This is a genomic window from Mycolicibacterium vinylchloridicum (assembly GCF_013404075.1).
GTDB classification, from domain to species: domain Bacteria; phylum Actinomycetota; class Actinomycetes; order Mycobacteriales; family Mycobacteriaceae; genus Mycobacterium; species Mycobacterium vinylchloridicum.
Genome location: NZ_JACBJQ010000015.1, coordinates 80,609 through 100,532 on the forward strand (window position 1 = coordinate 80,609; position 19,924 = coordinate 100,532).

Here is a 19,924-nt window from a genome sequence, read left to right on the forward strand (position 1 = left end):
ATCAGCCGGCGACGACGTCGGCGCCCTGAACCTTCACCGCGACCGGAGCCAGCGGCGTCGCGGCGGGCCCGCGCAGCACCGCGCCGTCGAGCGCGAATTGGCTGCCGTGGCACGGACAGTTGAGCGTGCCGTCGGTGACCGCGGGCAGCTTGCAGCCGGCATGGGTGCAGCGGGCGACGAAACCCTGGAACACCCCCGGCTTGAGCTGGGTGATCACGGTGTCGCCGACGACCTTGCCCGAACCGACCGGGATATCGGCGGTGGCGGCCAGCACCTCACCGGGAGCTGTCGTCGTCGGCGACGCGGTGAGCTCGCCGGGATTGGTGTTGCAGGCGGCGATCGGCGCGACAGCGGCTCCGATCAAGACGGTCCGGCGCGGCAGATCGAACATCGGCCCAGGCTAACCGACGGTTGCCGAGATGGGCGTTTGGCCAGGGCGAACAGGTACCGTGGAGTGGCTATGACCGGATTCGACAACACCCCTGCGCTGCGGGTCTCCGATGCCGACCGCAACGGGACGTTGCGGCGGCTGCACAACGCCGTCGCGTTGGGGCTGATCGACATCGGCGAGTTCGAGGAGCGTTCGGCGCAGGTGTCGGCGGCCCGGATGCACGCCGACCTCGAGATTCTGGTCGACGACCTGCCCGGTCCCGGGGCCATCGTCACCTCCGCCGCCGACCGGGTCGAACTGCGCGGCTGGATGGGCTCACTGAAACGGCAGGGGGAGTGGACGGTGCCGACCCGGCTGGCGCTGGTGCGCCGGATGGGCTCGGTCGACCTCGACCTGACCAACGCCCGATTCGCCGGGCCCGTCGTCGTCATCGAACTGGACATGGTGCGCGGCTCGGTGGACCTGCGGCTGCCTCCCGGGGCGAGCGCGTCCATCGACGACATCACCGTCTACGCCGGCAGCGCCCGCGACCGCCGCAAGGACGCACCGGCCGAGGGCACTCCACACGTCGTGCTCACCGGTCGGGTGGTCATGGGTTCGGTCAACGTCCGCGGTCCCAAGCGACCCCTGCTGCGTCGCCATTAGGCTGGCCCACATGCCCGTACGCACTGCACTCCGTCCCGGAGTGGTTTCACCCGAGCTGCCGGTTCCCCAGGCCATCGAGCGCCCCGAATACGTCGGCAAGTCGACGGTCGCCGAAGGCAGCGAGCCGTGGGTCCAGACCCCCGAAGTCATCGAGAAAATGCGCATCGCGGGGCGGATCGCCGCCGGGGCGCTGGCCGAGGCGGGAAAGGCGGTCGCGCCCGGGGTGACCACCGACGAGCTCGACCGGATCGCCCACAACTACATGATCGATCACGGCGCGTACCCCTCGACGTTGTACTACAAGGGATTTCCGAAGTCGTGTTGCACCTCGCTCAACGAGATCATCTGCCACGGCATCCCGGACTCGACGGTGGTGGAGGACGGCGACATCGTCAACATCGACGTGACCGCTTACATCAACGGCGTGCACGGCGACACCAACGCCACGTTCCTGGCCGGTGACGTCAGCGAGGAGCACCGCCTGCTCGTCGAGCGGACCCACGAGGCCACGATGCGGGCCATCAAGGCCGTCAAGCCCGGCCGGGCCCTGTCGGTGGTCGGCCGGGTCATCGAAGCGTATGCAAACCGGTTCGGCTACAACGTGGTTCGCGATTTCACCGGTCACGGTATCGGTACCACGTTCCACAACGGTCTGGTCGTGCTGCACTACGACCAGCCCGAGGTCGAGACCGTGCTGGAGCCGGGGATGACGTTCACCATCGAACCGATGATCAACCTCGGTGCGCTGGACTACGAAATCTGGGACGACGGCTGGACGGTGGCCACCAAGGACCGCAAGTGGACCGCGCAGTTCGAGCACACCCTTGTCGTGACCGAGGACGGCGCGGAAATCCTGACCCTGGCGCCTTAGCTGTGGTGAGTGTGCGTACTCGTACGCGATTCGCGGTGTGTTGCGCACGAAACCGCACACTCGGCGCAGCGATATGACCGGCGGCGCGCTGCTGATCGCCGGCACGACCTCGGATGCCGGCAAGTCGATGGTCGTTGCCGGGCTGTGCCGAATGCTGGCGCGCAAGGGAATTCGCGTCGCACCGTTCAAGGCGCAGAACATGAGTAACAATTCGGTGGTCACCGTGGACGGCGGCGAGATCGGCCGGGCCCAGGGCATGCAGGCACGCGCGGCAGGCCTGCAACCCAGTACCCGGTTCAACCCGGTGTTGCTCAAGCCCGGTAGCGACCGCACCTCGCAGCTGGTGGTCAAGGGTCACCCGGTCGGGCAGGTGAGCGCGCAAGACTACATCGCGCACCGCGAACGTCTGGCCGGGGTGGTGGCCGACGAATTGGCATCACTGAGAGCCGAATTCGATGTCGTGGTGTGCGAGGGCGCCGGATCGCCCGCCGAGATCAATCTGCGTGCAACCGATCTGGCCAACATGGGCCTGGCGCGTGCGGCCGATCTTCCCGTTGTCATCGTCGGCGACATCGACCGTGGCGGCCTGCTGGCCCACCTGTTCGGCACCGTCGCGGTGCTGTCACCGGAGGACCAGGCGCTGATCGCCGGCTTCATCGTCAACAAGTTCCGCGGCGATCCCGCGCTGCTGGCGCCGGGCCTCGACCAGCTGGCCGAGCTGACCGGCCGGCCCACGTACGGGATCGTGCCGTATTGCGAGGAGCTGTGGCTGGACACCGAGGACTCGGTGTCGGTGCTGGCCGGCCATGTGGTCGGGGTGCCGGCGCCACCGCGCGGTGACCAGTGGCTGCGGGTGGCGGCGATCCGGTTGCCGCGCATCTCCAATTCAACCGATATCGAGGCGCTGGCCTGCGAACCCGGGGTGCTGGTCAGGTGGGCGGACGAGCCCTCGGCGGTGGCCGACGCCGACGTCGTGGTGATCCCGGGCAGCAAGGCCACCGTTGCCGACCTGCGCTGGCTGCGGGAGCGCGGCCTGGCCGAGGCGATCGCCTCGCACGTAAGGTCCGGCCGTCCGGTGCTCGGCATCTGCGGCGGGTTCCAGATGTTGTGCCGCCACATCGGGGACACGGTCGAGACCCGCGTGGGCGATGTCGACGGGTTGGGACTGTTGGACGCTGACATCGACTTCGCCGACGACAAGGTGCTGCGGCGCTGGTCGAGTCCGTTGAGCGGCTACGAGATCCACCATGGCCGCGTGACGCGCTGCGCCGAGGAGAGCTGGTTCGCTGCCGACGGCGGCGTGCAGGGCTACGTCCGGGGTGCAGTGTTCGGCACCCACTGGCACGGCTTGCTGGACAACGACGAATTCCGTCGCGACTGGCTCACCACCGCCGCCGTGGCGGCCGGCCGGCCCGGATTCCGGGTTGCCGTCGACACCCATGTGGCCGGCCGCCGAGACGCTCAACTCGACGTCATGGCCGATCTGCTGGTCGCCCACCTCGACATCGACGCATTGTTGTCGCTGCTCGACTCAGGCGCGCCCGCGCGGCCCACGGTCAGTACGCGACTGAATCGGTAGCCTGAAACCCATGTGGGGTCGGACGGTGCTGGTCATCGCGGCGATTGCTGCCGCCGTGCTGGTCGCAGGCTGCGGATCGACCGTCCCTGGTACCGCGACGTGGCCGGGCGCCACCCTGGAGAAGGCCACGCTGGGCCCGGCGGACTTCCCGCCGGGTGTGCAGTACGACCGCATCGTCGAGCAGGCCGGCGAGCCCGACAACAGCGGCAGCCCGCCGTCGATGCTGTCCCGCCCCGAGGGCTGCGCCAACGCCATGACCAACGTCATCGCCGACTCGGCTGAGCGCGGGCCGGGCAGTGCGTCCAAATACGCGGCCACCTACAACGGCGCCCGCATCGTGATGACCGTGCTGTCGTGGCCATTGGATCTCGACAAGCTGGAGGCGGCGGCCGGCCGCTGTGCGGAATTCGAAGCGTATTTCGACCCGCGGAGCAGGGGCATCCCCATCACGACCACCGAGCTACCCCCTTTGGGGGACGAAGTGCTGGCGTATCAGCAAACAATGCAGCTGACGGGTTCGCCCAGTAGTGTCTATATGGCATTCCAGAATGTGGGCAGGTACGGAATGTTCGGAATCGCTTTTCCCACGCCCGATCCCAGCGTCGAAGCCAAAGCGACACTGCCGCAAACGTTCCTGGACGTTTTTGCCAAGCAGGCTGCCAAGATTCGCCGTGTTACCTGAGTAGGAGTTGAGGGACCCTGCGAAAACCGTCCGCCGAAAGCCACTTTCACAGTAACGTGGCGAAATGCCTTCGACAATGGTGACTGTCGATGGGTTCCCCGTGCCGGTCAGCGTGACCGGCCCGGAGAAGGGCCCCTACGTCGTCGTGCTGGGTGCGGCCCAGCATGCACCTGCCGCCTATGACGGGGTCTGTCAGCGCCTGCACACCGCGTCCGTCCGGACCGTCGTCATCGGTGCCGATCCGCGGCTACATCCCAAAGCGGTCGTGGGCATCCTCGACGCGCTCGACGTCCGCTGGGGAATCCTGGTGGGCGACCGCGCCGGCGCCGAGCTCGCCTGGGAGCTGGCCGCGACCCGGCTCGACCGGTTCACCGGTCTGGTCGTGATCGACCGCGGACACCCAAAAGTTCCCGACCAGAACGGCGTGGTCCGCGACGAGGACTGCCCGCCGGTGGAGATCAACACCACCGCGTTGGTCAGCACGCCGGCCGCGAGGGCTCTGGCCCGGGCCAGCCAGCGCTACGTCTACAGCGATTTCCGCCTGGTGGAATTCACCGGGCGGCGCAATGCCGCGGAATCCACTGCGCAACTGGCGGCCGAGATCGTCCTGCGCACCAGCACCTGGTGAGCTCAGTGCGGCGGCGCCTCCGTGACCGGTTGCGGAGTCCACGCCTGGGGTAGCCCCGGTTGCCCGGGAAACAGGAAATCGACGAAAGCCTGTGCGGTCGGCTGGGGCTCGTGATTGGCCAGCCCGGGACGCTCGTTGGCTTCGATGAACACGTACTCGTCGCGGGTCACGTCGGGAACCAGAAGGTCGATGCCGGTGACCGGGATGCCGATGGCCGCTGCGGCCGCCACACCGACCCGGCACAACTCCGGATGCACGGTGGCCGTCACGTCGTGAATCGTGCCGCCCTGATGCAGATTCGCGGTCCGGCGCACCCTCAACCGTTCACCTTCTGGTAGTACATCGTTGAACGAATAGCCGGCTTCGGCGACCGTCGACTCGGTGACCTCGTCGACGGGAATGCGCGATTCACCACCGGTCGCCGCCGCGCGGCGACGACTCTGCGTCTCGATCAGTTCCAGGATGGTGTGCTTGCCGGTGCCCACCACCTCGGCGGGCTTACGCAGCGCGGCCGCCACCACCTTGCCGTCGATGACCACCAGACGAAGATCGTCGCCGGCGGCGCGCTGCTCGATGAGCACTTCGGGATGCTGCTCGCGCGCCCGGGCCAGCGCGGCATCCAGTGCCTGCGGTCCGTCGACGCCGACGGTGATGCCCTTGCCCTGTTCGCCGCGGGTCGGTTTGACCACGACGTCGCCGACCTCGGCCAGGAACGCGTGATCTTCGGCATCGAAGGTGGCCAACCTGCCACGCGGCACCACGATGCCGGCCTCGGCGACGATGCGGCGGGTGAGGCGCTTGTCGTCGCAGCGGCTCATCGCCACCGCAGAGGTGTACTCGCTCAACGACTCCCGCGTCACCACGCTGCGCCCGCCGTGTGACAGCCGCATCTCACCGGTCTCGGCGTCGAGCACCTCGACCCGGATACCGCGGAGCATGGCCTCGTCGGCGATGATGCGCGCGTACGGATTCAGGTCGTCCACGGTTTCCGACGGCGGCGTGAACAGCGGCTCGTTGATCGCGTTCTTGCGCTTGACGGCCAACACCGGGACCCGCTCGAAACCGAGCTTCTCGTACAACCCGATCGCGGCCTCGTTGTCGTATGCCACCGACAGGTCCAGATAGGCACGGCCCCGCCCGCGGAAGATCGCGGCCAGAGTGCGGGTCAGAGAGGCGCCGATACCGGGCAGGCTGGCGGTCGGGTCGACGGCCAACGTCCACAGGCTCGAGCCGTCTTCGGGGTCGTTGAACAGGCGCTTGTGGTCCACACCGGTGACGGTCCCGACCACCGATCCGTCGTCGTCGCGTACGGCGACGAGGTACTCCACCGCGTCGCAGTGCAGGTGGTTGTTCCAGATCAGCTCGCTCGGCGCGGGCACCATGCCGCAGCGCAGGTACACCCGGTTCATCTCGTCGGCTTCGGACTGATCGCGCAACGGGCGCACCGAGAACCCGGCCTGGCGAGGGCCCTCCGGGTCGTCTTCGTGGAATCGCCACCGGTAGGTGTGGCTGGGGTCGATGAACAGTTCCGCCGGCGACTTGGCGACCAGCACATGGGATTCGCGGGCGTAGATGCAGATGTCGCGCCGGCCCCGCTCTTCCTGTTGCAGCACAGCGGCCAGCTTGTCGGGTTCGGCGAATGTCTGTCCGAAAATCAGTCGGCCCCAACCAAGTTCGAGTACGACGTCGTCGGACATTTCGTCGACGAGATGCTGGGGCGACGCGTCGTGCAACCCCAGTGTGATGGCCTCGGTGTGCGCTGTACTCATGCGGCCGGCCCGGTGATTCCGTGTTGCTGCAGCCACAACTCGAGCAGTCCGATCTGCCACAGTTCGTTGCCGCGCAGCGGGGTCAGTCGTCCATTGGGGTCGGCCAGTAGTCGTTCGACGGCCTCGGGCCGGAACAGGCCGCGTTCCTTCGCTTGCGGAGCATACAGCGCGTCGCGGACCATCTCCAGGTACGGCCCTTCCAGGTGGGTGAGCGCCGGCACCGGGAAGTAGCCCTTCGGCCGGTCGATCACCTCGGCCGGGATCACTTGCCGCGCAGCCTCTTTCAGGACGCCCTTGCCGCCGTGTGCGGTTTTGAGTTCCGGGGGACAGGTGGCCGCGAGCTCGACGAGTTCGTGGTCGAGGAACGGCACCCGGCCTTCCAGCCCCCACGCCATCGTCATGTTGTCGACGCGTTTGACCGGATCGTCGACCAGCATCACGGTGGTGTCCAGTCGCAGCGCACGGTCCACCCCGGTCTGCGCGCCCGGCCGGGCGAAATGCTCGGCGACGAACGCCAGGCTCGGATCTTCGCGCCCACTGAGCCGATCGGCGGACAGCAATTCGGCCACGCCGTCATGGTCGCGGTCGAAGAACGCCGCCCGATACCGGGCGACCGAACCGGCGACACTGGCCGCGTCCGGTTCGCCCATCGGGGGATACCAGTGGTAGCCGGCGAACACCTCGTCTGCGCCCTGTCCGGACTGAACGACCTTGACGTGCTTGGCGACTTCCTGGCTGAGCAGATAGAAGGCCACGCAGTCGTGGGAAACCATCGGCTCGCTCATCGCACCGATCGCACCTTCGAGGGCGGGCAGCATGCGGGCGGTGTCGATGCGGATCTGGTGGTGGTCGGTGGCGAACCGCTCGGCCACGATGTCGGAGTAGACGAACTCGTCGCCCTTCACGCCGCCGACCGATTCGAAACCGATGGAGAACGTGGAGAGCCCGTGCTGGCCCGCCTCGGCGAGCAGACCGACGATCAAGCTGGAGTCCACCCCGCCCGAGAGCAGGCAGCCGACCGGGACGTCGGCGACCAGGCGGCGCTTGACCGCCGTGCGCAGAGCGTCGAGGACGGCGTCTTCCCAATCCCGTGCGCTCCACCCGGAGCGTTCGTCTCGGCGGGTGAAATCGGGTTCCCAGTAAGTGATTTCGCGCTGCGCGCCGTCGGGTTCGATCACCAGCAGCGTGCCGGGGGGCAGCTTGCGCACGCCGCACAAGATGGTGTGCGGCGCGGGCACCACCGAATGGAAGGTGAGGTAGTGGTGCAGCGCGATCGGGTCGATGCGGGTGTCGACGCCGCCACCGGCCAGCAGGGCGGGCAACGACGACGCGAACCTGATGCGGTGCGAATCCTGGCTGATGTAAAGCGGTTTGATGCCGAGGCGGTCGCGGCCGAGCAGCACCCGGCCGCTGTCGCGTTCGGCGATCGCGAACGCGAACATCCCGTGCAACCGCTCGACGAACTTCTCGCCCCAGTGGTGATAGGCCTTCAGCAGCACCTCGGTGTCGCTGTGCGAGAAGAACCGGTAGCCGTGCCCCGTGAGCTCGTCGCGCAACGCCTCGTAGTTGTAGATGCAGCCGTTCCAGCAGATCGTCAACCCGAGTTCGGCGTCCACCATCGGCTGCGCCCCGGCCTCGGACAGATCGATGATCTTGAGTCGGCGATGGCCCAGCGCCACCCGGCCCTGCGACCACACACCCGCCGCATCAGGCCCCCGGGGAGTCATCGTCTCGGCCATCGCGGCCACCGCGCCCACATCCGGGGCCTGGTCGTCGAGACGGACCTCACCAGCCGCTCCACACATCGCTTCGAACCCTACCCGTGTCGTTTGCCCGCCGATACCCGGGCGCTACTCGCGACTGCGCCTGGACGGGTGTTTACCCAGGCAAGGGGGTTCCTAATCTCACTGACTTCTTAGTGTTGGAAACTCGCTGAAGGGATTGGCCCACAGCCAAACCGCGCCCCTCGGCTTGCGGGCACGAGGGGCGCGGGGCCCGCCGCGAGGCGGGCCAGGGGTGAGGTCTTGAGTCAGTGACTCAGGAAACCCCCTCCAGCTCTTCGCCGGTCACATCGACCTGCTTGATCGGACCGGTGAACCAGTTCTTCACCGATGCATGCCAGTAGACCCACAGCAGGATCAACACGCCGCCCACGACCAGCGGGGTGTAGTTGACGAACTTCCATTCGAAGCTGGCATCCCAGGGCGCACCGCCGATGGAGGTGGGGAACATCGCGATGATCGAGGTGATGATGATCTCGGCCAGCGCCAGCGGGGCCATCCACTTGTGGTGGCCGCGCAGGTTCCAACTTCCGAGCGGGAACGAATCGCCGGCTTTCCACCGGTAGTAGATCGGCACCGCGAAGCACAGGTACAGACCCACCACGCCGATGGAGACGACCGCAAAGAACGCGATCGGCACCGGGGCGCCGTTGATGTCCACCTCCACCAGGGCGGGCAGCGTGAGGATGGCCGCGATCGACGCGGTGACGATGACGGCGTTGGCCGGCACCTTCTTGGCGTTGACCTTCGACCACAGCTGATGGCCGGGCACCGCCCGGTCGCGGCTGAAGGCGAACAGCATGCGGGAGGCACTGGTCTGGCACGCGGTGGTGCAGAACAGCTGGCCCGCCGTCGAGATCAGCAGCACCACGGCGACCCACTTGGAGTCCATCGCCTGGGCGAAGATGGTGGCGACAGCGCCGCCGCCCTTCGTCACGCCGTCGACATCCTGCACGGCGAACAGGAAGGTCAGCAGCAGGATCCAGCCGCCGATCGCCGAGTAGAAGATCGACCGCCAGATGCCCTTGGCGGAGGCGTTTGCGGCGCTCTTGGTCTCCTCGGACAGGTGCGCCGAGGCGTCGTAGCCGGTGATCGTGTACTGGGTCAGGATCGCCGACATCGGCAGCACGAACAGCAGGAAGCCGAAGCCCGAGGTCGATCCGCCGAAGAATCCGGTGTTGTTGACGGTGGTGGCGAACACCGTGGAGAAGCTGGCGTGCTGTTCGGGGATGGCCCACAGGATCACGACCACCGCGGCGGCACCGATGACGTGCCACCACACCGAGATGTTGTTGATGACCGCCAGCAGGTGGCTGGAGAAGATGTTGATGACGGCGACGACCACCAGGATCACCAGGAACATGACGAACGTGCGCTGCAGGCTGTAGCCGGCCAGCCAGGTTTCACTGAAGGTGCCCAGTGTCAGGTCCAGGAAGGTCGCCGACCCGTAGGCCACCGACGCCAGGATGGCGATCAGCCCGACCAGGTTCAGCCAGCCGGTGTAGTAGCCGGCCTTGGGGCCGCCGAGTTTGGCTGCCCACCAATAGATCCCGCCGGAGGTCGGGAACGCCGACACCATCTCGGACATACAGAAGCCGATCAACAGGATGAACGAGGCCAGGATCGGCCAGCCCCAGGCGATGGCCGCCGGTCCGCCGTTGTTCCAGCCGAGGCCGAACGACGTGAAGCAGCCGGCCAGGATCGAGATGATCGAGAACGAGATGGCGAAATTGCTGAAGCCGGACCAGGACCGGTGCAACTCCTGGGCGTAACCAAGACTGGCGAGGTGTCGTTCGTCCTCGTCGAGTAGTTCGTGACCTTCAGGCACAGTGCTTTTCCTCTCGGGGGTTTGCGGGTGCGGCACACCGCGATTCGACGGTGTAACGGATTGGTCGGGTCGTCAGTCGGTGTGGCCCTTGAGGATCTCGTCCTCGATGGTCCCGCCGAGCCCTTCAGATGCCGGGTCGTACCCGTGCAGGCCGCCCGTCACCGCGTACTCCTCCTCCGGCGACAGCACCAGCCGATGGCGGCCGTAGAACCCGAATATCAACAGGCCGATGACGTAGAGCACCACGATCGTGTACACCGCCATCCGATAGGTCGGGTTGATCAGCACCGCGACGAATGTGACCGCCGCGATCACGAACGCCACGATCGCGCCGGCGTTCCCGGTCGGGCTGACCCATGGCCGCCGCGCATTCGGGAACTTGCGGCGCAACAGCACGAACGAGGCCATCTGCAGCATGTAGGCCAGCACCGCACCCCACACTGCGATGTTCAGCACGACGTCGCCCGCGCCGGAGTTGAAATTCACGATCAGCAAGGCGAGGAAGCCGATAACCGCGCCGGTGATCAGCGCAACATACGGAGTCTGGCGACTCCCGGTGAGCGACAATACTTTCGGGTAGTAGCCTGCGCGGCTCAGCGAGTACAGGTTGCGACCGTAGGCGTACATGATTCCTTGCAGGCTGGCCAGCAGGCCGATCAGTGCGAACGCCGACAAGATCGCCGCCCAGCCGGTCGGCAGGAACGCCCGGAACCCGTCCAGTAGGGGTTCGCCCGAGGATCCCAGTGCGGCGGCACCGGTGACCGCGGGATTGAGGAAGTACACGATCGCCGCGCAGACAACCAGCGAGATCATGCCCCAGATCCCGGCCTTGGGAATGTCCCGACTCGGGTTGTGCGCCTCTTCGGCGGCCAGTGGAAGCTCCTCGATGCCGAGGAAGAACCACATGGCGAACGGCAGCGCATACAGCACCCCCATCACACCGAACGGCAGGAAAGTACTGGTGCCGCCCTTACTCGGATCGGGCTCGATGTCGAAGAGCTTGCTGAAGTCGACGGCGCCGTTGGCGAACGCCAGAATTCCGAACAGCACCAAGATGCCGACCGAGATGATCGCGACCACGATGGCGAACTTGAACGAGACCTCTGCGCCCCACGAGTTCAGGCCCACGAAAATCGCGTAGAGGATGATCCACCACACCCAGCCCGGCAGCGACAGCCCGAACAGGTCACTGGTCACCGCGTCGGCGTAACTCGCGGAGAAGTAGACCACCACCCCGGTGGTGAACACGTACTCGATGGACTCGGCGAAACCGGTGATGAACCCGCCCCACGGGCCCATAGCCGCGCGGGCAAACGAATAGGCACCGCCGGTGTGCGGCATCGCTGCCGACATCTCGCCGATGGAGAACAGCATGCCGAAGTACATGACGATGATGACGATCGAGGCGATGCCGAGCCCGCCCCAGCCGGCCTCTCCGATCCCGAAGTTCCAGCCGGAGAAGTCGCCGGAGATGACCGCGGCCACGCCGATGCCCCAGAGCCCCCAGAAGCCGGCCGTGCGCAGTAGCGTCCGCTTCTCGAAATATCCCTCGCCGGCCTGGGTGTAGGTAACACCCCCGGATTTGAGCTGCTCATCGGCCATTGCGGTGGCTCCTAACGGGTTGCAGCGCAGGTGCCCCTGCGAGGACGTCTCCCATGCCTGTAGGGAGAATAGAATGCCAAAGGTCTGGTGTCCTACCTTTGGAGTGACAGCTGTGTTAATCCTGTGGCTGTTAGCCCGGCGAAACCGGGCTGCAATGGTTGACTTCACGGCACGCCCCGTCACCAGCTGGAGGGAGAACATCGGATGAGTCAGAGGCTGCGTCCCGGTCTGTTGGTGCAGGCTGAGCTGGATGCCATGGTGGCCGCCGGTGAGATCGACACGGTGATCGTCGCCTTCGCCGACATGCAGGGCCGGCTGACCGGCAAGCGGGTCGCGGCCCGGCTGTTCGTCGAGGAGGTCGCCGCGCACGGCGCGGAGTGCTGCAATTACCTGCTGGCCGTCGACGTCGATATGAACACCGTCGACGGGTACGCGATGTCGAGCTGGGAGTCCGGCTACGGCGACATGGTGATGACGCCCGATTTCACCACTCTGCGGGTGCTGCCGTGGTTGCCCGGCACCGCGCTGGTGATGGCCGACCTCTCGTTCGTCGGGGGTGGTCCGGTGCTGCCGGCGCCGCGCAGCATCCTGCGCACTCAGCTGGACCGGTTGGCCGAGCGTGGGCTGCAAGCCTTCATCGGCACCGAACTGGAATTCATGGTCTTCGACGACACGTTCCGCGATGCCTGGGCGGCGGGCTACCGGGGACTGTCGCCGGCCACCGACTACAACGTCGACTACGCCATTCACGCCTCCACCCGGATGGAGCCGCTGTTGCGCGATATTCGACTCGGCATGGACGGCGCCGGAATGTACTGCGAAGGCGTGAAAGGGGAGTGCAACCTCGGCCAGCAGGAGATCGCCTTCCGCTATGACACCGCGCTGGTGACCTGTGACAACCACACGATCTACAAGAATGGCGCCAAGGAGATCGCCGACCAGCACGGCAAGAGCCTGACATTCATGGCGAAATACGATGAGCGCGAAGGTAACAGCTGTCACATCCACATTTCGCTGCGCGGTGAGGACGGCTCGGCTGTGTTCGCCGACCCCGACGATCCGCTGGGCATGTCGCCGATGTTCCGCAGCTTCATCGCGGGACAGCTGGCCACGCTACGCGAACTGACCCTCTTCTACGCGCCGAACATCAACTCCTACAAGCGATTTGTCGAGGGCAGTTTCGCGCCGACGGCGATCGCCTGGGGGCTCGACAATCGGACCTGCGCGCTGCGGGTGGTCGGCCACGGTCATTCCATGCGGATGGAGTGCCGCGCCCCCGGTGGGGACGTCAATCAGTATCTGGCGGTGGCCGCGCTGATCGCCGGCGGGCTGCACGGGATCGACAACGGGCTGGAACTGCCCGAGGCCTGCGCCGGCAACGCATACACCGGCGGCGCCGAGCGGCTACCCACCACGCTGGCAGAGGCGGCCGCCTTGTTCGCGGAGTCGGCGATCGCCCGCGAGGTGTTCGGCGACGAGGTCGTGGAGCACTACCTCAACAATGCCCGGGTTGAGCTGGCCGCATTCAATTCGGCGGTCACCGACTGGGAAAGGGTACGCGGCTTTGAACGGCTCTAGACCGAGACCCGTCATCGGGCTCACCACCTACCTCCAGCAAGCCAAGAGCGGCATCTGGGATGTGCACGCGGCATTCCTCTCGGACCGTTACATCCACGGCGTGAACCGGTCCGGCGGTATCGCCACGTTGCTGCCGCCGCAACCGGTCGACGACGATATCGCCGACCGGATCCTCGCCCGCGTGGACGGCCTGATCCTCACCGGCGGCCGCGATGTCAACCCGGCCGCCTACGCGCACGAGCCGCATCCCACCACCGATGAGCCGGACACAGCTCGCGACACCTGGGAGTTCGCACTGGTCGCCGCTGCGCTACGTCGGCACCTGCCGGTGCTCGGGATCTGCCGTGGCGCACAGGTACTCAACGTGGCGTTGGGCGGCACGCTACATCAGCACCTGCCCGATGTCGTCGGCCACACCCACCATCAAAAGGGCAACGCGGTGTTCGCCACCTCGTCGATCAAGACGGTGGAAGGCAGCAAGCTGGCCGGGCTGCTGGGGGAGAGCGCGAACGCGCAGTGCTACCACCACCAGGCGATTGATCGGCTGGGTGACGGGCTGGTGATCACCGGGTTGGACGAAGATGGTGTGATCGGAGCTGTCGAGTTACCTGGCCATGACTTCGTTCTCGCGGTGCAGTGGCATCCAGAGGAGACACTGGAGGACCTTCGGTTGTTCGCCGGCCTGGTCGAGGCGGCGCGCGCCTATACGACAGAGAGAGTGAATTGAGTACCACCGAACTGGTCAATCCGGCGACCGAACAGACGTTGCGCACGGTCGAGTTGACCGACTCCGCCGGGGTCGACGATGCCGTGGCACGGGCCAAGGTCGCACAAAAGGGCTGGGCCGCCGCGGCTCCCGCCGAGCGTGCGGCTGCGCTGCGGGCGTTCGCCGCCGCGGTCGACGCCCACGTCGAGGAACTGGCCGCGCTCGAGGTCGCCAACTCCGGGCACCCGATCGGCGCCGCCGAGTGGGAAGCCGGGCACGTACGCGACGTGCTGCAGTTCTATTCGGCCACCCCGGAGCGGCTGTCGGGCAAGCAGATTCCGGTGGCCGGCGGCCTGGACGTCACGTTCAACGAGCCGATGGGTGTGATCGGCGTGATCACGCCGTGGAACTTCCCCATGCCGATCGCGGCGTGGGGATTCGCTCCCGCGCTGGCGGCCGGCAACGCCGTGGTGCTCAAACCGGCCGAGTGGACCCCGCTGACTTCGATGCGCCTCGGGGAACTCGCGCTGGAAGCCGGCCTGCCGCAGGATCTTTTTCAAGTATTGCCCGGTCGGGGTTCGGTGGTCGGCGAGCGGTTCATCAGCCACCCGGATGTGCGCAAGATCGTGTTCACCGGCTCGACCGAGGTGGGCACGAAGGTGATGGCCGGGGCCGCCAACCAGGTCAAGCGGGTGACCCTGGAGCTGGGCGGCAAGAGTGCCAATATCGTGTTCGCCGACTGCGACCTCGAGAAGGCCGCCGCCACCGCGCCTTACGGAGTGTTCGACAACGCGGGGCAGGACTGCTGCGCGCGCAGCCGGATCCTGGTGCAGCGCAGCGTGTTCGACAGGTTCATGGAACTCCTCGAGCCGGCCGTCAAGGGCCTGGTCGTCGGCGACCCCGCCGCCCGGGACACCGAGATGGGTCCGCTGGTGTCGCGCAAGCACCTGGACTCGGTGGCCGCCTACGTACCCGACGACACCAACGTCGCCTTCCGCGGCTCGGCGCCCGGCGGTCCTGGATTCTGGTTCCCGCCAACGGTGCTCACCCCGGAGCGCACCGATCGGACCGTTATCGAGGAGATCTTCGGCCCGGTCGTCACCGTGCTGCCGTTCGAGGACGAGGCCGATGCCATCGCACTGGCCAACGACACCGAATACGGCCTGTCCGGGTCGATCTGGACCGACAACCTGTCGCGGGCGCTCCGGGTGTCGCGGGCAGTCGAGGCCGGCAACCTGAGTGTGAACTCGCATTCGTCGGTGCGGTACAACACCCCGTTCGGCGGATTCAAGCAATCCGGACTGGGCCGCGAGCTCGGGCCGGACGCACCACTGCACTTCACCGAAACCAAGAACGTCTTTTTCGCAGTAGAGGAGAGCTAGATGGATTTGTCGCAGCGACTCAAGGACAAGGTCGCGGTCGTCACCGGTGGTGCGAGCGGCATCGGCCTGGCGGCCGTCAAGCGGATGCGGGACGAAGGCGCGGTCGTCGTCATCGGGGATCTCGACGAGGCAACCGGCAAGACCGTCGCCGACGATCTCAACGTGACGTTCGTCCAGGTCGACGTATCGGATCAGGTCGCGGTGAATCGCTTGTTCGACACCGCTTTCGAGGTGCATGGCGGGGTCGACATCGCGTTCAACAACGCCGGTATCAGCCCACCCGATGACGACCTCATCGAGAGCACCGGCATCGACGCCTGGGACCGGGTGCAGGACGTCAACCTCAAGTCGGTGTTCTTCTGCTGCAAGGCGGCGCTGCGGCACATGGTGCCCGCGCAGAAGGGCTCGATCATCAACACCGCGTCGTTCGTCGCGGTCAACGGTTCGGCGACCAGCCAGATCTCCTACACCGCCTCCAAAGGCGGTGTGCTGGCGATGTCGCGCGAACTCGGAATCCAGTACGCCCGCCAGGGTATTCGGGTCAACGCGCTGTGTCCCGGACCGGTCAACACCCCACTGCTACGCGAGCTGTTCGCCAAGGATCCCGAGCGGGCTGCGCGCCGGCTGGTGCACGTGCCGATGGGCCGGTTCGCCGAACCCGAGGAGCTGGCGGCGGCGGTGGCGTTCCTGGCCAGTGACGATTCCTCGTTCATCACCGGGTCGAGCTTTCTGGTCGACGGCGGCATCACCGGCCACTACGTGACTCCGCTGTAGGAGGCGAGTACTCATGTCAGCTCCGGAACCGCAGCAGGCTCACGAGGCGTTGCTGCGTCCGGTGCGCCTCGGTAACGCCTTCGAGGACACGGTTGCCCGGCTGCTGCAGACGATCAAGCTCGGGGTTCTGACACCGGGCGATTCGCTGCCGCCCGAACGAGAACTCGCCGCCCGGCTCGGGGTCAGCCGCGACACCGTGCGTGAGGCGATCAAGTCACTGGCCGACGCCGGTTACCTGGTGTCGCGCCGCGGCCGCTACGGCGGCACGTTCCTGGCCGAGGAACTGCCCGCACCGACCGAAGGCGTGGTGCGGTTCAGCCGCGCCGACATCGACGACGCACTGCGGCTGCGCGAAATCCTCGAAGTGGGCGCGGCCCGGATGGCCGCCACCCGGACGCTGACGGCCGCCGAACGCGAAGTGCTGTGGTCGCGGCTGACCGACGTGCGCTGCGCGTGTGCCGACGACTACCGGCGGCTGGACTCCCGGCTGCACCTGGCGATCGCCGAGGCGGCAGGGTCGGCGTCGCTGGTGCCGCTGGTGGCCGAAAACCGGATGCGGCTCAACGCCCTGCTGGATCAGATTCCGTTACTGCGCCGCAACATCGCGCACTCCGACGAACAACATGAGGCGATCGTCATCGCCATCCTGGCCGGTGACCCCGACGCGGCCGGCACCGCGATGCAGGCTCACGTTGCAGGCTCGGCCGCCCTGCTGCACGGCTTTTTGGACTAGATTCCTGGGAGTGAGCTGTGAACCGGTGCCGCCGAGCGCGAGTGGACAGTGAACGATGGGCGTGCGGTTCCGCCTGCTAGGTGACATCGATATTCGCCTGGATGAGCAGCCGCTCGATCCCGGGCATGCTCGCCAGCGGTGCGTGTTGGCCGCCCTGCTGATGGACGTGAACCGGTCGGTGCCGGTGGACCAACTCGTGGACCGGGTGTGGGCCGATGCGCCGCCGCACCGGGCGCGTAACGCACTGGCGGGCTACGTGTCCCGGTTACGCAGCCTGCTCGCCGAGGCCGACGGCGTCACCATCGGGCGCGGCCCCGGTGGCTACCAGCTCAGCACCGACCCGCTGTCGATCGACGTGCATCTGTTCCGTCACCTGGCCGTGCGCGCCCGCTGCGCAGACGATCCAACCGAGGCCACAGCGCTGTTCGGCGAGGCGCTGGCGCTGTGGCGCGGTGAGCCGTTCGCCGCACTGGACACCCCGTGGGTCCTCGAGGTCCGGGGTTCCCTTGACGTGGAACGGCTTTCGGTCACCTTGGACCGCTACGACGCGGCGCTGCGCGCCGGCCGGCACCACGAACTGCTTGGTGAACTGGTCGCCGCCCAGGCGGCTCATCCGCTCGACGAGCGCCTTGCCGGACAGTTGATGCTCGCCCAATATCGCAGTGGCCGGCAAGCCGAATCGCTGGACACCTACCGGCGCATGCGGGAACGGCTTGTCGACGAACTCGGTGTCGACCCGGGTCCGTCGCTTCGCGAGGTCCACCAGAAGATCCTCGACGGTGAGGAGGGCCAACCGGTTGAGGTGAGCGCGCAGCAGATGCGCACTCGCCCGCATGCCGGACTGCCCCGACGGGCGACGAGTTTCGTCGGCCGCGAACAGGAGCTGGCGGCCGCGGGCAAGGCGCTGCGGGAAGGGCCTTTGGTCACGCTGACCGGGGTGGGCGGCGTCGGCAAGACACGGCTGGCGCTGGAGGCCGCCGGCCGCGACCAGCAGCGGTTCGCCGACGGGGTGTGGCTGTGCGAGCTCGCCCCGGTCGACGACGGCCAGGCCGTCGGCCATGCAATGGCGGCGGCCCTGACGCTGCAGCAGCGCCAGGGCCTGACCATCGACGAGACGTTGATCGAATACCTGCGGGCCCGGGACGTGCTCCTGCTGGTCGACAACTGCGAACACGTCCTCGACGATGCGGCCCGGCTGATCGACCGGATCGTGCGGCACTGCCCGCAGGTCTCGCTGCTGGTCACCAGCCGCGAGGCGCTCGGTGTCGAGGGGGAACGGATCGTGTCGGTCCCGCCGCTGGGAGTGGATGAAGCCACCGAGCTGTTCGTCGACCGGGCCAGGGCGGGGCGCCCGGATTTCGACCCTGACAGTGAGCCGATCGGCGCCGTCGCCGAGATCTGCCGGCGACTCGACGGCCTGCCATTGGCGATCGAATTGGCTGCCGCGCGGATGCGCGCGATGTCCAGCCTCGATGTGGCCCGGCGGCTGGATCGGCTGCGCCTGCTCAGCGGCGGGGTGCGTGGCGCTCATCCCCGGCACCAGAGCCTGACCGCGACGATCGATTGGTCGTACCGCCTGCTCGCCGAGGACGAGCAGGCGCTTTTCACCCGGCTGTCGGTATTCGTTGGCGGCTTCGACCTCGCCGCGGCGCACGGGGTGTGCGCGCCCGACGGCGCCACCGAGGACGACACCCTCGAACTGCTCACCGGGCTGGTCGACAAGTCGATGGTGGTGGCCCGCTCGGGCCGCGAGTCGTCCCGCTTCGCGGTGCTGGAGATGCTGCGGGCGTTCGGCCGAGAGAAATTGCGGGAAGGCGGGATCGGCGACTCGTGTGCGACGCGGCACTCGGTCTACTTCACCGGGCTCGCCGAGCGAGTGGCCGCGGGCATGCACACTGCCGATGAAAGAGCCTGGGCTGAGCGGATATTGCCCGACTATGACAATCTGCGGACCGCATTCGAGATCGCGATGACCGACGGCGACGTGGACCGGGCGATGCGGTTGGTGGCATCGCTGCCCGAGCCGGTCCACCTGCGAATCGGCTTCGAGCCCGGTGGGTGGGCTCGACGCCTCCTGGATCAGGCACCGGCAGACCACTCGCTGTTCGCCGCGGTAGCCGGGTACGCCGCGCGCGCGGCTTGGAACCAGGCCGATCACGTCATGGCCCGGGCGTTGGCGGCGCGGGCAGAAGGCCGGATCCCCGCTCGCGGTACCGGCCGGATCGCCTACCCTGGGGACGTACTCGCCGACGTCGCCCTCTATGAAGGGAAACCGGCAGAAGCGTTGCGCCACTATGACGCCGAGGTGACTCGCGCCCGGCGCGAGGATGACCCGATCCGGCTGGTGTGGGCGTTGTTCTATGTGGCGATCTGCCACGCCGCGTTGCGCAATCCGGACGCCGGTCTACAGGCGGCCGAAGAGGCGCTCGCGGTAGCCGAGGCGACCGCCAACCCGACCGCCCAGTCGATGGCGGACTACGCAATGGGGTTGGTGCTCAAGAAGTCTCAACCGGGCCGAGCGTTGGCCCTGTTCGACGAGGCGGCAGAGCTGGCGGCGTCGGCACACAATTTCTGGTGGCACGGCATCGCGTTGATGGAGGCGGCGTCCACCCGCGCGGTCCATGGCGATCCGAACACGGCGGCAGGCGATTTCATCACCGTGCTCGATCACTGGGACCGGGTGGGGGATTGGAGCCAGCAGTGGCTGAACCTGCGTTACGTGACCCGCCTGCTGGTGCGGCTCGGTGCCGATGAGGACGCTGCCGTGTTGCACCGCGCGCTGGTGGAAGCGGGTAAGCCGTCACCGCTGAGTGAGACCCAGATCGTCAGGCTCGGCACCGGTCTGAGGGCGCCGCGATCCGAGGCACTCGGCGGCGCCGACGCGGTCGCGCGGGCCCGCGCGAGCCTCCGCCGATTTAGCTCCTGAGCTGCGGATTTCACGATCGCTTCAGCTTTGCTGAATCGGCGGGGCGCAT

Annotated in this window: 16 protein-coding genes; 11 read left to right on the forward strand and 5 right to left on the reverse strand. The window is 67.2% G+C overall.

The features are described 5' to 3' along the window. Window position 1: 1 nt before the first annotated feature. Window positions 2-391, reverse strand: coding sequence for a QcrA and Rieske domain-containing protein (locus tag HPC46_RS14840; protein ID WP_179471076.1), 390 nt, complete (start codon window positions 389-391; stop codon window positions 2-4). A 69-nt stretch (window positions 392-460) separates the two neighbouring features. Here HPC46_RS14840 and HPC46_RS14845 point away from each other — a divergent pair, with 69 nt between their 5' ends. From HPC46_RS14845 to HPC46_RS14865, 5 genes are all read left to right on the forward strand, one after another. Next, a complete protein-coding gene (locus HPC46_RS14845; RefSeq protein WP_179471078.1) occupies window positions 461-1,036 on the forward strand; it encodes a DUF1707 SHOCT-like domain-containing protein in 576 nt (191 codons plus the stop codon). 10 nt (window positions 1,037-1,046) lie between these two features. After that, a complete protein-coding gene (gene map, locus HPC46_RS14850; RefSeq protein WP_005148929.1) occupies window positions 1,047-1,907 on the forward strand; it encodes a type I methionyl aminopeptidase in 861 nt (286 codons plus the stop codon). 73 nt (window positions 1,908-1,980) lie between these two features. Next, a complete protein-coding gene (locus HPC46_RS14855) occupies window positions 1,981-3,486 on the forward strand; it encodes a cobyric acid synthase (RefSeq protein ID WP_179471187.1) in 1,506 nt (501 codons plus the stop codon). 10 nt (window positions 3,487-3,496) lie between these two features. Further along, the gene (locus tag HPC46_RS14860) at window positions 3,497-4,168 is read left to right on the forward strand and encodes a hypothetical protein (protein WP_179471080.1); all 672 of its coding nucleotides are present in this window, start codon (window positions 3,497-3,499) and stop codon (window positions 4,166-4,168) included. 64 nt (window positions 4,169-4,232) lie between these two features. Continuing rightward, window positions 4,233-4,796 carry an alpha/beta hydrolase gene (locus HPC46_RS14865; protein WP_179471082.1) on the forward strand — a complete coding sequence of 188 codons (564 nt, stop codon included), beginning with the start codon at window positions 4,233-4,235 and terminating at the stop codon, window positions 4,794-4,796. A gap of 2 nt (window positions 4,797-4,798) precedes the next feature. Here HPC46_RS14865 and ngg read toward each other — a convergent pair whose 3' ends face one another. The 4 genes from ngg to HPC46_RS14885 all read right to left on the reverse strand — a co-directional run bounded on the left by ngg (window position 4,799) and on the right by HPC46_RS14885 (window position 11,776). Next, window positions 4,799-6,565 carry an N-acetylglutaminylglutamine synthetase gene (gene ngg, locus HPC46_RS14870; protein WP_179471084.1) on the reverse strand — a complete coding sequence of 589 codons (1,767 nt, stop codon included), beginning with the start codon at window positions 6,563-6,565 and terminating at the stop codon, window positions 4,799-4,801. Further along, the gene (locus HPC46_RS14875) at window positions 6,562-8,370 is read right to left on the reverse strand and encodes an N-acetylglutaminylglutamine amidotransferase (RefSeq protein ID WP_179471086.1); all 1,809 of its coding nucleotides are present in this window, start codon (window positions 8,368-8,370) and stop codon (window positions 6,562-6,564) included. Before HPC46_RS14875 ends, ngg begins: the two co-directional genes overlap by 4 nt. A gap of 232 nt (window positions 8,371-8,602) precedes the next feature. Further along, on the reverse strand, window positions 8,603-10,174 hold the full coding sequence (locus tag HPC46_RS14880) for an amino acid permease (protein WP_179471087.1): 1,572 nt from the start codon (window positions 10,172-10,174) through the stop codon (window positions 8,603-8,605). Between the two features lie 72 nt (window positions 10,175-10,246). Then, window positions 10,247-11,776, reverse strand: a complete 1,530-nt coding sequence (locus tag HPC46_RS14885) for an amino acid permease (protein ID WP_179471089.1) — start codon at window positions 11,774-11,776, stop codon at window positions 10,247-10,249. Window positions 11,777-11,980: 204 nt separating this feature from the next. Between HPC46_RS14885 and HPC46_RS14890 the strand changes: the two genes are divergently transcribed. From HPC46_RS14890 to HPC46_RS14915, 6 genes are read left to right on the forward strand one after another with little or no spacing between them, the layout of a single operon-like run. Next, window positions 11,981-13,354, forward strand: a complete 1,374-nt coding sequence (locus tag HPC46_RS14890; RefSeq protein WP_179471091.1) for a glutamine synthetase family protein — start codon at window positions 11,981-11,983, stop codon at window positions 13,352-13,354. Next, window positions 13,341-14,081, forward strand: a complete 741-nt coding sequence (locus HPC46_RS14895) for a gamma-glutamyl-gamma-aminobutyrate hydrolase family protein (RefSeq protein ID WP_179471093.1) — start codon at window positions 13,341-13,343, stop codon at window positions 14,079-14,081. The genes HPC46_RS14890 and HPC46_RS14895 overlap by 14 nt, the downstream gene beginning before the upstream one ends. Then, window positions 14,078-15,442 carry an aldehyde dehydrogenase family protein gene (locus HPC46_RS14900; protein ID WP_179471095.1) on the forward strand — a complete coding sequence of 455 codons (1,365 nt, stop codon included), beginning with the start codon at window positions 14,078-14,080 and terminating at the stop codon, window positions 15,440-15,442. The genes HPC46_RS14895 and HPC46_RS14900 overlap by 4 nt, the downstream gene beginning before the upstream one ends. Beyond that, complete coding sequence (locus tag HPC46_RS14905) at window positions 15,443-16,216, forward strand: 3-oxoacyl-ACP reductase (protein WP_179471097.1); 774 nt, start codon at window positions 15,443-15,445, stop codon at window positions 16,214-16,216. A 13-nt stretch (window positions 16,217-16,229) separates the two neighbouring features. Continuing rightward, window positions 16,230-16,949 carry a FadR/GntR family transcriptional regulator gene (locus HPC46_RS14910; RefSeq protein WP_179471099.1) on the forward strand — a complete coding sequence of 240 codons (720 nt, stop codon included), beginning with the start codon at window positions 16,230-16,232 and terminating at the stop codon, window positions 16,947-16,949. A 55-nt stretch (window positions 16,950-17,004) separates the two neighbouring features. Beyond that, window positions 17,005-19,875, forward strand: a complete 2,871-nt coding sequence (locus tag HPC46_RS14915) for an AfsR/SARP family transcriptional regulator (RefSeq protein ID WP_179471101.1) — start codon at window positions 17,005-17,007, stop codon at window positions 19,873-19,875. Window positions 19,876-19,924 lie beyond the last annotated feature (49 nt).